We start from the raw sequence: 14,592 nt of genomic DNA on the forward strand, positions 1-14,592 counted from the left end.
ATGTACAATCTGAATCTTTTTGATGAACGGCGGGCGCCGTTGTCCGATTATATGCCGTTCGCGAGGCTTACGGCCATCCGCGTGGCGGGGAACCGCTGCGCCATCTGCCTGAACAAGGACGGCTCGATCATGGCGACGTTCCGCTACCGGGGGCCTGATCTCGCGTCCTCCGTGGACGAGGAGCTTGCCGTCCTCACGAACCGCCTCCAGGCGGAAATCGGCCTCCTGAAGACGAACAACGTGCTCTATTTTGAGGCGCAGCGTGTTCCTACGACGGCTTACGAGACGACGGATTACTTCTGCGATGACGTCACGCGAGGTATCGACGCGGAGCGCGCGGCCCTCTTTGAGAGCGGGCGCTATTTCGAGTCGCATTTCTACTGCACCTTCTGGCACAAGCCGCCGGTCGAGCGGCAGGAGAAAATCAAAGAGATCATGATCGAGGGACGCGAGAAGAAAATCACGAAGGCCGATGATGTCTTTGAAAATTTCGGCGAGATGCTCTATAAGTTCACAAAGAGCATGACGAACCTCGGCGTCGAGGTCGAGTTCCTCGATGAGGATGCGCTCATCACCTACTTGCATTCCACAGTCTCCGCGGAAAACCGTTCGCTCAAATGCCCGGATGCCTCTATCCCGATCGACCGGTTCCTCTACGATACGCCGCTCTACGGCGGCCTGGAGCCGCAGCTCGGGAACAAGCACCTGCGCGTCATCGCGCCGATTTCCTTCGGCAATGATACGCAGTTCGGTATGTTCGACGAGTTCAACCGCCTGGACTTCCCGCTGCGCTGGGTGACGCGGGCCTTTACGATGAGCAAGCTCGACGTATCGGATGAGCTCGACAGCGAGCGCCGCAAGCTCAAGGGAAAGACGCAGTCGCTCACGGCGACCATCGCCGACGCGACCATCCGCAACGGCATGCAGAACGCCGAGAACATCGACGACGTCGCCGTCGACCGCCTCGCGGAGGTGCGCGACGCCATGAATGCCGTTGAGGGCGACCACATTTCCTTCGTCTACTATTCCACCGCGGTCCTGGTCATGGACGAGGATCGCGAGGTGGTGGACGAAAAGGCGAAGCTCATCCGGCAGATTTTCATCGAGCGCGGCATCAAGTTCGCGAAGATCGAGGACTTCAACGCCGTGGATACCTTCTTCTCCTGCGTCCCCGGAAAACAGGGGAACGTCCGGCAGCCGATGATCTCCACAGGGAACCTCGTCCACATGATGCCGCTCGCGCTCGCCTGGAGCGGCAACGCCTGGAACAAGCACCTTGACGCGCCGCCGCTCCTCTACGCGCAGACGGACGGCGCAAGCCCATTCCGCCTGAACCTCCACATCAAGGACGTCGGCCATTCTCTGATGATCGGCCCTACGGGCGCGGGCAAGTCGGTCTGTCTCAACACCATCGAGGCGCAGTTCGCCAAGTACAAGAACGCCCGCATCATCATCTTCGACAAGGGCGCCAGCTCCAAGGTACTCACCTATGGCGTAGGCGGGAAATTCTACGATGTCGGCAAGGCGAAAAGCCTCTCCTTCCAGCCCCTTGCGCACATTGACAACGAGGATGAGCGGCAGTGGGCGCTCGACTGGCTCTGCGACTTCCTCGCGGAAGAAGGTGTCGATACAACGCCGGATCAGAAGGCCATCATCCGCGATTCCCTGGCCACCGTCGCGGGGATGGAGCAGAAATACCGCACGATGACGACGTTCATCTCCTTCCTCCAGTCGCGGCAACTGAAAGAGGCTTTCTACTCCCTCGCGCTTGCCGACGACAGCGGCAACAAGGGCGAGTACGGCGAGATTTTCGACAGCGACCGGGATCACCTCGCCATCTCCAGATGGCAGTCTTTTGAGATGGAGACCCTGATGAACGCGAAGCGCATCGTCGGCACGACGCTCATGTACATCTTCCACCGCATCGAGAACGTCGTGAAGAACGCGACAGAGGGCGAGCAGGGGCCGACGCTCATCGTGCTCGATGAGTGCTGGGTGTTCTTCCAGAACCCGATGTTCGCGGAGAAAATCAAGGAGTGGCTCAAGACGCTGCGCAAATACAATACGAGCGTCCTCTTCGCGACACAGAGCCTCGATGACGTGGCCAAGAGCGCCATCTTTGACACGGTGCTCTCCTCCTGCCAGTCGCGCATCTTCCTGCCGGATAAGCTCGCCATCACGCAGAACAGGCGGGAGCTTTATCACCAGTTCGGCCTCAACAGCCAGCAGATCAACCTGCTCGCGCACGCGCAGTCGCAGCGCGAATATTACTATGACGGGCCGCAGGGATCGCGCCTCTTCAACCTCGCGCTCGACCTCTGCCCGTTCACGCTCGCCTACGTCGCCGTAGGGGACGCGGCCCTCGCCAAATGCAAGCGCATCCTCGAAGACTACGGAGAGGAGCGCTTCAACGAGATGTGGCTCGCGTCGCATGACCTTGACTATCCGGAATACCGGGAGAAGGAGGAACTCACGCTATGCTTGGACTGACACTCTCATTTATGGTGCTCCTGCTCTTTTATTTCGCCATCCGCGTGAACCGCATGGAAATCCGCCTGAACCTGATCGAGAAGGCCGTCAACGACGCCATCCGCGAGGGAAAGCTCGATACGGAATTCCTGGGCAAGCCGTTCGGCGGCGATTCCCTTGGCGTCGTGGACTTCTTCTATGCGCTCAAAGACGCCTGGAATGGCAGCGGCAAAGCGAACAAAGCGAAGTGAGGAGGCGCCTATGAACCAGGAAGGACCACTCACCGAAGAACAGCGGCTCTACCGCTCGCTCGCGGTCAAGGAAAACGCATCCCTGGGCGCCGTCATCGAAGCCATCGAGCGTGGCATCCTGGAGCGGATGAAAAGAGAAGGCTACGGCGAAAACCAGCTTTCCGCCGCGCTTTCCGCAAGCCGCATCACGCTCTTGACCAAGGAACTGGACAGGGACTATCTGCAGCGCGTCTTCCCGGAGGATGCCGATTCGGCGGACAATCTCGCGCTGCCCCTGGCCGCGGCGAGATTCAATGAGCTCTACGAGGGCGAGATCGCCGCCGTAAAGCCAGAACTTGCCGCGAGCGACGCAAAAATCCTCGCTGCCATGCAGGAGCGCATGCCGTTGGAAAGCGTCCGCGAAGCCTATCTCGGGAGCAGCCTCTACCGGGCGCTCGTCGGCAACGACCGCACAGCCCAGCCGGAGGAGCAGCGCGTGTGGAAGTCCTACCGCGAAGCGCGGGAAAAGGAAGCCGCCAGGGACGCGCAGGAAACGGAGGACATCTTCGCCGCGTGTTGGCAGCAACGGAGCCGGAGCCAGGCGCTGCCGCTCGCGTACCGCGAGGGCAGGGCAGCCGTCGAATATCTCCGTGAGACCGGCGTCTCAGAGGACGCGCTCCGCGACCTGCTCGAAAAATACGCGGAATACGAGGGTCGCGACCGGGACGCGTACCTGCGGAAACTCGCACGGGAAGCCTATAAGGAAAAGCTCGCCTACGATGCCCTGCAGGCAAACGAGGAAGACGCCTTCGCGGCCGCGCTGAAGCTCTTCGTCCAGGAACGCGACGGGAAGCCCGTCAGCTTCGCGGATGAAAAACTCATAGCAGATGCCCTCCGCGAGGCGCAGGCCGAGGAGACATCCCTCAGAGCCTCGCTTCTCTCCGGATCGCCCGCGCTGCGCGCGCCGGGCTTCGACCATAACGCAGCGCTCGCCGTGCTCCTCGGCCAGGCGGAGGGCATGCCCTTCCAGCGCGGGAGCTACCTCACGAGCGAAGACCGGTACAAGGACTTCATCAGCAGCTGCGAGGAAGCTCTCATCGCGCAGGGCGCGGGCCGGAGCGTCGCGGAAGAGCGCGCCTGCTACAACAAGCTCGCCGCGCGAGAGCTACTGGAGGCGGGCGCGACCGAGGAGGAAATCAAAGACATCCTCCTGCGCATCGGTGGCATCCCGGCCAAAGAGCGCGCGAAGAGAAACCTCGACAAGCTGCTCGCCGAAGCGAGGGAGGCGATGGAACGCGGGGAAGCACCAGAAACTCCCGTCGCCGTGGCTGAGGAAAACGAGAACGTTCGGAAGGAAGAAAAGAAACGCGTCCGCGCTATCTGGAAAGAGGAGCCCGCGGACATCCCTCAGTCGGAAGAGGCGCTTGAGCAAAGCGAAAGCCAGGCACCCGTCGTCATCTCCGCGCGGGAGCGCAGGCGGGAGCTCGCGCGGATTCCGATCTTCTCGCCGAAGTCTGAGCGCGGGGAAGACACCCCGGCAGACGAGTTCTACGACAGCTGCAAGCAGGAATACAAGGAGGAATTCCTCATTCCCTTCAACGACCAGATGGACGAGGGCATCATCCTCTGCATGCTGAACCAGGGCTACGAGGAAAAGGAAATCGTTGCCGCCATGGACCGCCTCTCAGAGGCCGCCTCTCGCGCGCATCAGTCGAACTACGCCGCGAACAAGATGAAGAATGTCAAGAAAAAACCCAAGTACCAGAACCTCCTGAAAGGATTCGAGCAGAAGCTCGTAAACGCCGAACGGAACTACCTCCAGACGAAATACCGTGAAGGAAAGAAAATGACGAGCTATGACGAAGCCCTGGTACGCAGGCGCGATCCGTGCGGCGTGCCGCAGTAATCCCAGCATTTTGAAAGGAAGTGGATCACCATGAATATCAATCCCCTGACCTGGCGCGAATCGACACTCAAGACCGGCATCCTCGCGGGCATCGTCCTCGGCGTTCTCACGCCGCTGGCCGCGATGGCCATCACGAGCCACCACTCGGAAGCCGCTGTTGCCGTCATCGATCAGCGCAACATCGAAGAAGCCATCAAGACCGCCATTTCGACAGCAGACATCCTTACGACGGAGCAGAAAGAACTTGCGCTCAAGATCCTCGATGCGAAAAAGCTCAGCCCGGATCTCCTCGCCAACTTCATGGAAAAGCAGGAGGAGACGGGAGGCTTCTGCAAGACGCCAGAAATCATGAAAGACCTCGGTATCATCAAGGCGAACGGAGAAATCCCGAGCATCCTCAACAGGAACACGACCGTCCAGGAAATCTTCCGCAACGAGATCGGCACGATCGAGGACGCCATGACGGGCAAGAAAACCATCGCCGACCTCTACCTTCAGACGCAGAAGAACCAGAAGGCTCTCGACGCGACCTACAAGGCGGCAGCGGAGCGGGCGCAGGCGAGCCAGAAAGTCTCCGACACCACGCAGGCCACTGTGCAGCAGGCCGTCGAGGCCGCATCGAACGCGGAGGGCGAGCAGCAGCTCATGCAGGCGGAAATCCAGCTTCTCGCGGCTGGCATCCTCCAACAGTCCGACATGCGGGACCTCGCGGCGCAGGGACTGGCCATGAGCTCCGAAAAATGGTATATGGAGAATTTCGAGCGTGCGCAGGCGGAAACGCGGGAACGTGCCGCCGCTCAGCAATTTGCGAATTTCGTGAAGTGAGATTCATGTGTTCAATTTGAACACATGGAAAAAATAGGAAATATAAATATATAATAATAACAGCAAACAATAAAAAATAAAGCCATCGCCAAGATCTGCGTCCGGGAAACGCAGGGCGATGATCCGCAGGGATGTGTTCAATTTGAACACAAATATTAAATGCTATATAAAAATTACAAACAATAACAAGAAACAATAAAAGGAGGGATTTCATGCGCAGCGTGAAAACGATGGGGAGCAGGCAGGAGATACGCTGTCTGTTGTTCTTTTTGATGGTTGCGCTTCTGCTCGCGCCGTCGCCGGACGCGCTGGCCGCAAATGGCTCGGAAACCATCGCGAATGCGGGCACAGGCCTCGGAGGGGACTTCGACGAAGGACTGAAGACGTTGGCGACGGGAACCGTCAAGATCATGCACGGCGTGATGATCGTCATGACGGCGCTCGCGGGCATGATGATCGTCTTCGGCCTCGAGGACGGCAAGAAATTCATCTGGCAGATCGCGCTCGGCGCGGGTCTGGCCTTCAATTTCGGTGCCTTTCTCATGGACGCGGGATTCTGGAGCATGGCGCAGGAGCCGGGAACGGTGCAGCAGGTGACGGCGTTTACGCCGGAGCTGGTCACAGGCGACGGTGCGAACGTGAAGGACCTCAGCATCCTCGGCTCTTTCGTCGCGCACTTCAAGGACAATGTCATCACACCGGGCGCGGCGAACATCACGCCGTACTGCCTGCGTCTCCTCGTCATATTGACCGTCATCCAGGCTTCCTGGGAACTCTCGATGAAACTCATCAGCGGCAACAAGATGCAGTATCTCATCTCCATGACGCTCAAGCTCGGCTTCTTCTCGTTCCTCATGATGAACTGGATTCCATTCATGAAGGCCCTGATGGAGGGCTTCCAGATGCTCGGCGTCAAGGCGGCGGGGCAGGAGCTCCAGGCGGGGCAGGAGCTTATCACAAAGGCCGCGGATGGCATTGTGCAGACCGTCTTCAACATCAGCTCACTCATCCTCTTCCCGAAGTCGCCGGACAGCCTCACAGGGATGGCGCTCTCCGCACTCGTCGGCAACGTGACGAACGGGCCGCGGATGATCCTCTGCGTCGTCATTGTATGCGTGCTCGTCTTCTGCTTCTTCCTCGTCGCGATCGAGATTGCGATGGCCTACATCGAGTTCTACGTCATGGCCCTCCTTACGATTCCCTGCCTTGCCTTCGGCACGATGGGGAAGTTCAGCTTCCTCACGGAAAAGGCCATCGGTGCAATGTTCAACTGCGCGCTAAAGGTATGCGTCATAGGATTCCTCGCGCTCTTCACGCAGACCTACCTGGAAGGGCTTGGAACACAGATGGAGACAGCACAGAAAGCGGGCGAGATCTCGCAGAATCTCGCGCTCATGCTCCAGACCGTCCTCGCCTCGTTCCTCATCTATATGCTCATCAAGAAGATTCCGAAACTCGTCTCCAGCCTCCTGAACGGCGCGCCACAGCTCTCGGGCAGCGACATGATGGGCAGCATGCGGAGCGCTGCCAACGCCCCGGTCAACGCCGCAGCCACCGTGACGGGCAACTACGGCAAGATCCAGGCAGCGCGCGCCGCTGCGCAGGCCGCAGGCCGCGGCGGCGTCAGGGGCTCTCTCACCCAGCTCGCGCGAAACAGCGTTATGTCCTCGAAGCCGGTAAGGTCGTATAGGGAGGGGATACGAGGATTCAAAGATACGAAACAATTTACTGGTGATAAATATCTTGAGGACATCAAAGACGCGTTCTCTAAAAATCAAAAGCCGAAAAATAAAAAATAACAGCAAGACAAGAATAAGCCTCGCTGTTATAGAGTACGGGTGACTTGCGTATTTGCTTGGAACTCAGCTTCTAATTTGTTTAGGCGTTGGTGGAGCATCTGATTTTCTCGTAAGAGTTGCTTTATCATGAGATGCATGTCACGAATGATATAGGTAAATTCTTCATCAGACCTTATGTAACCACCGCTATCAAGAACAAAACCGAGGGTAAGAGGCTCTGTCCTTGGATCTGCAGGTGCCTGAGGCTGCGCTGCTTTTTTCTCGCCGTTTCCCCAGAAGAGTCCCATGATTAAGCCCTCCTTTACTCAATCTGCAACGTAGGCGTTGTATTCCTTCACGCCGTAGTAGCCAAGATACGCGCCGAGGGCCGCGCTGATGGGCAGCCCGAGATAAGCGCCGATGAACGATACCGGTCCGATGAGTACGAGGAAGACGATGAGGCATTTCCAGTTGAAACCGAGCGCATACGGCAGTCCGATGAGGAAGCTGCCGAGCAGGATGCCGAGAAGATAACTCTTCTTTTCCGAAGACGTTGCTTCACCTGTCATGATGTGACCTCCAATATAGTCGAACCTTTTATAAACTCATTATAACAAAAGTTGCGGAGATTGTCGAGAAAGGATTCTGAGATGATGTTGATTGCACGCGCGGATTCCCTAGGGAAGGAGCGGATGATATGATGCCGAGGAAACGCATTTTGCTGCTTTTCCTGCTGCTTTTCCTGATCCCTGTCCAGGCGCTGGCGGAGAGCTTCATCAATCCGACGACGGGCGTCGTCACGTCGCCGTTCGGCCCGCGGGAGCGGCCGACGGAAGGCGCGTCAAGCTTCCACAAGGGCATCGATATCGCGGGCGAGCTCAACGATCCCGTCAATGCCTCTGCTGGCGGCATCGTGGAATATGCTGGCTGGGCCGATGGCTACGGCAACGTCATCTACATCCGCCATCCGGACGGCTACGAGACACGCTACGCGCACCTGAACGAGATCGGCGTCACTGTGGGACAGTCAGTCGCAGCGGGCGAGACCATCGGCTGGCAGGGGAATACAGGCATTGGCACGGGCGTCCACCTCCACTTCGAAATTCGCGACCCGTTCGGCAATGCCATCGACCCGGCCACGATGGTCCCGGACCTCGGCGCCTACGTCTCGGGCTACGGGCCGAGCTCACCGGAGGGACGCTTCGTGAAATGGGAGCTGCTCAACGACTTCGCCAATCCCATCAAGGAAATCCTTGACGGCGTGGTAGAGCTCATCACGAAGGGGCTCAAGGCGCTCCAGGACTATGTCGCGGGATTGTTTTTCGTCCTCTGCCTCATCGACATCGCTGTCGGCGCGATGGGCAAGGTGCTTTCCCCGACAAGTGAGGATAAGGAGGGCCTCGTTCCCTGGCTCATCCGCCGCTGCTTCTTCTACGGCTTCTGCCTCGTCTTCCTCTACAACTGGAAGACCTTCATCGGCAATCTCTCCCTGCACGGTTTCCCCGTCCTTGGCGGGATGATCGGCGGTGATGTGAGTGCGGCGAACACCGCCGTCTCTGACCCGACGCAGATCGTGCAGAAGGGCATGAGCATCGTCGCGCCCATCGTCAACTCCACGCTGATGGCACGCGGCAGCATCTTCGATATGTTCTTCGGCAGCATCCTCGATCTCGTCTGCCTCGTCATCGCGGCAGTGCTGTTCATTCTCTTTTTGATCATCGGCTACCATATCGCGCTCGCGTACATTTCTTTTTACGCGTCTGTGCTGTTCAGCTTCACCTCGTTCCCGCTCTCAGGGCTCCGCTATGTGCGGCATTTCGCCGCCAATGGCGTCAACGGTGTGATCGCCTGTTCCATCAACCTCATGTTCTTCTGTTTCTTCGCTGCGGCGCTGCAGATGACCATGGCCTCCTTCACCGTCCCGGCGCTCGTCTCGAATACCGCGGTCTATTCCTCGACACCGGCTACGCGCGCGGGCGCCTCGACCGGCGCGGACATCACGGGACCGGAGGACTACGTCGCCATGGCGCGGGAGGCGGCGCGCCACTACGGCATCCCCGAGGATCTCTTCTGCGCGCAGATACAGGCGGAGAGCGGCTGGGATCCGAACGCCGTCTCCTCTGCAGGCGCGCAGGGCATCGCGCAGTTCATGCCGGATACAGCGGCCTCCTTCGGCATCGATCCCTTCAATCCAGCGGAGGCGCTGGAGGCCGCTGCGCAGTACGACCGCAGCCTCTATGACGCGCTCCCCGACGACAAGAAATCCTGGGATCTCATGTTCGCGGCCTACAACATGGGAGGCGCCGGGCTGGCCAACAGGGGCTATGATTACTCAGGCGTAGCGGAGACAGTGGACTACGTCGCCAAGATTTTCGGCACGACGGAAATCGGCAAGGGCATGGTGCGAGGAACCGTGCAGAAAGCGGCGAACATCGGCCTCATGCTGCAGGTGCTGCTAATCGTCCTGCTCTTCATGTATATGGCAGACCGCATCTCGAGGCTCGTGCTCGATCAATTCGGCAGTCCCGGCTTCCGGCTCTACTACGAGCAGGGCATCTTCAGCCGCGGCTGAAAGGAGGAATCATCATGAAACTCACCAGGAAGAAACAAGGCATCGCGTTCGCGTCGCTCTTCGCCGTCGCCGCGACGGCAGCCGCGCTCTCAGGCGGCATCGGGATCGGCGAGGCGAAGCATCACTGGGCGCCGCATGATCCGGCGAACTACTGGAGCCAGACGAGCATCTCGTGGGCCGATACGAACGATCCCGGACATTATTTCTATCACGACCTTGGCAAGCAGGGAGGAAACGTCATCGACATCACGCGCGTCATCAAGTCCGTTCTGTTCGGGGACGACTTCCGGAACATCCTGTCGACCGTGCTCGCCGATCTCGGCATCGAGATCACGAACCATCAGTCCCTCGACGCGCAAGTGAAACGGCAGAACGGGGAAGTCATCGGCAGGAACGGCGAGCGCATCCCCGTCCTCTACGAGACCATCCGCGAAAGCAGCTTCGAGGGATCGCCGTATTTCCATACCTTCCGCGAATCCCAGGCGGCAGCCGACACCCCGCGCAACCTCGTCATGCAGCGGAGCATCATCTCCTCGGCGGCAGAGGGCTACGCAAACGTCGCGCAGCTCAGCATCGCGGGAAACGACGAGACGCGCGCCGCCGTCAGACGTCTCGTAGAGGCTGCAGCCAATGCCCAGGGCGAGCAGGAGCTGCGGGAAATCATCGCGCAGCTGAAAGCGCTCCAGGCATCCGGCGAGGGGAACCTCTCCGCCGTACAGGCGGCGCAGACGCAGATGGAGCGCGACAAGCAGGCCGTCGTGCTCGACGAGGAAATCGAGCACGAGAAGGAGTATGAGCGCATGGAGCTGAACTTCGTCGACCCTTACAGCGAAGAGCTCAAGAAGAGCTACGACTATACGCGTGAACCGGCCAGGGGCCTGGTGCCGTTTGAATGAAGCGGCTGCCTCCTGGTGGGATGTACAGCTGAAGTTCTGCTGCTGTTGTTGTATTTCGGCAGGCTGCGTGGTATACTAGGCATAGGCAAAACATAGAGACTGCTTCATCGGGGCAGCAAAAAAGCCGTGAGGTGCGAACTCACGGCTTTTTCTATTCCGTTTTGGAAAGGTGGCTTAAACCTTAGGCCCGTTGCCTTTTGTACTCAACTGTCGAGCCATTTGCAAATGTAGTAGGCAACTACACTCGCCAAGACAGAGAGCAAAAACATAGAGACAATCTTCATCGGCATTCCCCCTTCCTTTGCCTGTCTGGGGGTGGCAACAAGAGAATGATACCATGATTTTCCCTGCTGCACAATCTTTCTTCGCCGCAAAAAAATACGAGCTTCCGAAATCCTCGGAAGCTCGTATTTTTTTGTTCAATCCATGAGGCCGAGCTTTTTCAGCCACTCGTGCTCTTCCTCTTCGCTCGGACGCAGCGCGCCCGGCCAGCAATACGGCGGATTCCAGTCCGTGCCGAATTCCTCCTCCGCCTCCTTCTGCGTCAGGATTTCTCCCGCGATGAACGGAGCCTCATCCGTATGCACCTGTGTCATAGCTTCGCGTTCTGTCATATTCCGTCCCTCCTGCTGCTATTCTTATGATTCCGACTTGATTTCAGCATAGCCGATTGCTCATGAAAAAGCAAGATGGGCAGCGCATAAAAATTATAAACGTAGCAGAAAAATTAATCTTCGTGCAAAAGTCCGCAGTTTTTCAATTTTGCAGTCCTTTACAATGAGAAAAGATAAGACATATTGCGCGCGCCAGGCGGCAAACGCCGCGCGCACGTCAGACGGCAAAGGAGGAGCCCATGGACAATCACCAGGAGCGGCAGGCGCTGCAGCCGCCGGAAGGAAGCGAGATCAGAATCTATTACGAGGGCAATGACGAGGGGCTGCCTGTCGCCGATCCGACGCTTTTCGAGAAGATCAAGGCGGGCGAGGTGACGAAGACGAACCAGTTCATCTTCACTATCCAGCCCTGCGACCTGACGGGCGCCAAGACCATCATGCCGGAAGTATGGAAGGACGGGGAGGGGAAGGAATACCACCTGCACAAAGAAGTCTCCCGCGCCATCGGGACAGGTGCGTACTGGCTCGGCGCCCCGCGGGAGGAAGCAGCGAAGGAAGCTGAAAGGACGGCGTCCGTCCCGTCCGCCAGGCAGGAAAGCGCGCCCGCACAGGCGGCAGCGCCTGGGGAAGAGACGCTCGCAAGGGAGATACCTGCAGCTGAGAACGAGAGATCATCACGGGAGACAGCAGAAGCGGCTGCTGAAGGAAAGGCATCCTCGGATGCGGCTGACGAGCAGGTGAGACCGTATCGCAAAGGAAAAAAGGGCTACAAGAAACGCGACGTCTACAAGGAAACGACGGATAAAATCATCTCTATGCTCGAAAGCGGCAGCATGCCGTGGCAGAAGGCCTGGGACGAAAAGACGGCGGGGCTGCTCGTCAGCACGCCGCTCAACGGGAAGAACAACCGACCCTATACGAGGTGGAACAGGCTCTACCTCTCCATGCTCATGGAGGAACGCGGCACGGACGATCCGCGCTTCTTCACCATGGGGACACTCAAGCACCAGAACAAGATCCATCAGGCTAAGGTGGCGATGTGGAAGGCGCAGGGGAAGGACTACAAGCCGGAATTTGAATGGGAGTACCGCGTCAAGGAAGGAACACGCAGCATCGGCATCATCTCGACCTGGAAGGTAGACACGGACAAATACGGCAACCCGCTCCCGGAGGAGGATCAGTATTTCGCGAACAAAAATACGAGCGTCTACCATGCGTCCGACTGCATCCGCCGCGAGTACGAGCGCGACAAGGACGGCAACCTCGTCCGCGATGAGGAGGGCAGGATCAAATACACCGACCATCCGCTCATCCCTTGGGAGCCGAAGCACAAGGGATATACGCATGAGGAGCAGAGCGAGATCTGCGAGTCCATCCTCAAGGCGAGCGGTGCGAAGATCATCCACGATGTCCCGCGTCTCCATGAGTATCCCTGCTATGCGCCGTCAAGCGACACCATCCATCTGCCGCCGAAGGAGGCCTTTCCGGACATCAACCAGTATTACGCGACGGCCCTGCATGAGCTCGGCCATTGGACTGGACACGAGACGCGCCTCGATCGGCCTCTGGCTTCGATGCAGAGCGACAAGGAATCCTACGCGAAAGAAGAGCTCCGCGCAGAGCTCGCCTCGACGTTCCTCGCCGTCGATCTCGGTCTGCCGATGAACCCGACGAACCACGCGGCCTATATCGGCAGCTGGATCAAGGCGCTCAAGGATGACAAGATGGAGATCTTCAAGGCATCGAATGACGCGAAGAAAATCGCGGATTTCGTCAAGAGCTTCATACCGGAGCGCTTCCGGGAAAAGGACGCGGCCCTCGTCGAGGCGCCGGAGGGCGTTGCTGAGACGAAGCAGGAGGAAATCATGGCCTATGACAAGGAGCGGCTGACAGCCGTAGACGATCCATCCCTTGAGACGCTTCCGGATGAGGACGCCGCCAAAGAGACGGCGCGGTTCTACCGCTATCTCACGAAACGTCCGGCAGGGCCCGGCGCGATTCCGGCGGAACATCTCGTGACCATCGATCCGCATCCTGCGGACGCGCTGAATCCCGACGGGGAAGCCGTATACTACGCGAAGCAGCTTCCCGCATCAGTGGCCGCGAAGTACGAGCTCACGCCGGATTACACCTATTTCGCGAACAAATCCGTCCATCTCGAGATTTATCAGCGGAAGGAAGGCGGCGCGCCGCAGACGGATGCGCCGCGCTTATTCGAACAGGATTACGAGAAGACCTACGAGGGGAACTTCGTCCGCACGGACAGCTCTTCCCAGGTCATCTGCGCGAAGGCGGTCGACAAGGTGACGAGCGAGGGCAGCATACCGCGTCCGCTGCGCGAGGGCGACATCATCGAGGTCGATGGGCAGCTCTGGAACCTCGACAAGACCGGCTTCTCGCGTGTCGAGCTGCATCCCTACGGCAACGACTACGCGATGGCGCCGCTGACGAGTGAGACGGTCAAGGCGCTCATCGAGGAGGCAAAGAAGAACATCAACGAAGAATCGTATGCCGTCTATCGGCAGAAATTCCGCGAAAGCAGCTACATTGGCGCGCAGAGCGACGCGACTCTCGCCGTGCATCCCGGCGTATTTCAGCCGACGGACAGCGAGAAGGAAGGCGCGGCGCTCGCCATGCAGCGCCTCTATGCGGAAGACTATCGCGAAAGGACACGCCAGGAAGGGCTCTCCATCTACACCCCGGCGGATGAGAAGGGGTGGAAGAAGCTCGACGAGGAATTTGCCGCCTCGTTCCTCATGAACGCGTTCGCGGGGAAATTCCATCAGGATGACGCCATCAGCAAAGGCCTGCAGGCAGGAGAGGACGGCATGCTTTACTACATGAGACTGGCGGAACATGCGATCCAGGAAAACAGCCCGTACTCCGTCATCTCGCAGGACAAGCAGTATGGCGAGCTCTGCGTCATCGACGCCGCCAAGCGGCAGGATGTCGACGCGGCGTACCGGGCATACAAGGACGGGAAGCGCGCGGGTGACGCGCAGCCGGAAGCGCGGCCAGAACAGGAAGCAGAAGAAGGCCGCAGCCGCTGACAGGAGGGAAGCAAAGATGAAACGGGAAGAGATTTTAGCGGAGCAGGAGCGCTTTTTCAGCGCGGTCAGTGCCAATAAAGAGCGCTACCGTGATTTTCTCGCCAGCATGGCGGATCACTACAAGCAGCCGGTCGGGACACAGGTGCGCCTTTATTTCCACGCGCCTGCCGACGGGAGGGCATACGCTCCGGCGGCCATCTGGGAAAAGCTCCGGTCGCCGGTGAAGCCGGGCGCGGAGGGCATCGATGTCCT

Annotated in this window: 11 protein-coding genes; 8 read left to right on the top strand and 3 right to left on the bottom strand. The window is 58.9% G+C overall.

Features of this window, described 5'->3' with window-relative positions:
* The 5 genes from F599_RS0107355 to F599_RS0107375 all read left to right on the top strand — a co-directional run bounded on the left by F599_RS0107355 (window position 1) and on the right by F599_RS0107375 (window position 7,229).
* Complete coding sequence (locus tag F599_RS0107355; RefSeq protein WP_019542882.1) at window positions 1-2,490, top strand: TraG/VirB4 family ATPase; 2,490 nt, start codon at window positions 1-3, stop codon at window positions 2,488-2,490.
* Entirely contained in the window at window positions 2,478-2,720 is a 243-nt protein-coding gene (locus tag F599_RS0107360) for a hypothetical protein (RefSeq protein WP_026327882.1), read from the top strand. The genes F599_RS0107355 and F599_RS0107360 overlap by 13 nt, the downstream gene beginning before the upstream one ends.
* Window positions 2,721-2,730: 10 nt before the next feature.
* Window positions 2,731-4,605: a hypothetical protein gene (locus F599_RS0107365; protein WP_019542884.1), complete on the top strand. Its 1,875-nt coding sequence runs from the start codon at window positions 2,731-2,733 to the stop codon at window positions 4,603-4,605.
* Window positions 4,606-4,635: 30 nt separating this feature from the next.
* On the top strand, window positions 4,636-5,430 hold the full coding sequence (locus F599_RS0107370) for a TrbJ/VirB5 family protein (RefSeq protein ID WP_019542885.1): 795 nt from the start codon (window positions 4,636-4,638) through the stop codon (window positions 5,428-5,430).
* Window positions 5,431-5,642: 212 nt separating this feature from the next.
* A complete protein-coding gene (locus F599_RS0107375) occupies window positions 5,643-7,229 on the top strand; it encodes a type IV secretion system protein (protein WP_020700536.1) in 1,587 nt (528 codons plus the stop codon).
* Between the two features lie 26 nt (window positions 7,230-7,255).
* Here F599_RS0107375 and F599_RS0107380 read toward each other — a convergent pair whose 3' ends face one another.
* Complete coding sequence (locus tag F599_RS0107380) at window positions 7,256-7,516, bottom strand: hypothetical protein (RefSeq protein ID WP_019542887.1); 261 nt, start codon at window positions 7,514-7,516, stop codon at window positions 7,256-7,258.
* A gap of 18 nt (window positions 7,517-7,534) precedes the next feature.
* Complete coding sequence (locus F599_RS0107385; RefSeq protein ID WP_019542888.1) at window positions 7,535-7,777, bottom strand: hypothetical protein; 243 nt, start codon at window positions 7,775-7,777, stop codon at window positions 7,535-7,537.
* A 128-nt stretch (window positions 7,778-7,905) separates the two neighbouring features.
* Here F599_RS0107385 and F599_RS14845 point away from each other — a divergent pair, with 128 nt between their 5' ends.
* Together F599_RS14845 and F599_RS14850 are read left to right on the top strand one after the other, a co-directional pair.
* Window positions 7,906-9,780: a peptidoglycan DD-metalloendopeptidase family protein gene (locus tag F599_RS14845; RefSeq protein WP_019542889.1), complete on the top strand. Its 1,875-nt coding sequence runs from the start codon at window positions 7,906-7,908 to the stop codon at window positions 9,778-9,780.
* Window positions 9,781-9,794: 14 nt separating this feature from the next.
* Window positions 9,795-10,676 (top strand): hypothetical protein, encoded by an 882-nt coding sequence (locus F599_RS14850; RefSeq protein ID WP_019542890.1) that lies wholly within the window; start codon window positions 9,795-9,797, stop codon window positions 10,674-10,676.
* A gap of 419 nt (window positions 10,677-11,095) precedes the next feature.
* Here the strand turns inward: F599_RS14850 and F599_RS0107405 are convergent, their stop codons facing one another.
* Complete coding sequence (locus F599_RS0107405) at window positions 11,096-11,290, bottom strand: hypothetical protein (protein ID WP_019542891.1); 195 nt, start codon at window positions 11,288-11,290, stop codon at window positions 11,096-11,098.
* 239 nt (window positions 11,291-11,529) lie between these two features.
* Here F599_RS0107405 and F599_RS14855 point away from each other — a divergent pair, with 239 nt between their 5' ends.
* Complete coding sequence (locus F599_RS14855; protein WP_019542892.1) at window positions 11,530-14,340, top strand: zincin-like metallopeptidase domain-containing protein; 2,811 nt, start codon at window positions 11,530-11,532, stop codon at window positions 14,338-14,340.
* Window positions 14,341-14,592 lie beyond the last annotated feature (252 nt).

This window comes from Selenomonas bovis DSM 23594 (assembly GCF_000381005.1).
Taxonomy (GTDB): domain Bacteria; phylum Bacillota; class Negativicutes; order Selenomonadales; family Selenomonadaceae; genus Selenomonas_C; species Selenomonas_C bovis.

Bases quoted from the DNA above. Each gene is read 5' to 3' on its own strand.
- F599_RS0107355 (WP_019542882.1), top strand. From the start codon at position 1: ATGTACAATCTGAATCTTTTTGATGAACGGCGGGCGCCGTTGTCCGAT.
- F599_RS0107360 (WP_026327882.1), top strand. From the start codon at position 2,478: ATGCTTGGACTGACACTCTCATTTATGGTGCTCCTGCTCTTTTATTTC.
- F599_RS0107365 (WP_019542884.1), top strand. From the start codon at position 2,731: ATGAACCAGGAAGGACCACTCACCGAAGAACAGCGGCTCTACCGCTCG.
- F599_RS0107370 (WP_019542885.1), top strand. From the start codon at position 4,636: ATGAATATCAATCCCCTGACCTGGCGCGAATCGACACTCAAGACCGGC.
- F599_RS0107375 (WP_020700536.1), top strand. From the start codon at position 5,643: ATGCGCAGCGTGAAAACGATGGGGAGCAGGCAGGAGATACGCTGTCTG.
- F599_RS0107380 (WP_019542887.1), bottom strand. From the start codon at position 7,516: ATGGGACTCTTCTGGGGAAACGGCGAGAAAAAAGCAGCGCAGCCTCAG.
- F599_RS0107385 (WP_019542888.1), bottom strand. From the start codon at position 7,777: ATGACAGGTGAAGCAACGTCTTCGGAAAAGAAGAGTTATCTTCTCGGC.
- F599_RS14845 (WP_019542889.1), top strand. From the start codon at position 7,906: ATGATGCCGAGGAAACGCATTTTGCTGCTTTTCCTGCTGCTTTTCCTG.
- F599_RS14850 (WP_019542890.1), top strand. From the start codon at position 9,795: ATGAAACTCACCAGGAAGAAACAAGGCATCGCGTTCGCGTCGCTCTTC.
- F599_RS0107405 (WP_019542891.1), bottom strand. From the start codon at position 11,290: ATGACAGAACGCGAAGCTATGACACAGGTGCATACGGATGAGGCTCCG.
- F599_RS14855 (WP_019542892.1), top strand. From the start codon at position 11,530: ATGGACAATCACCAGGAGCGGCAGGCGCTGCAGCCGCCGGAAGGAAGC.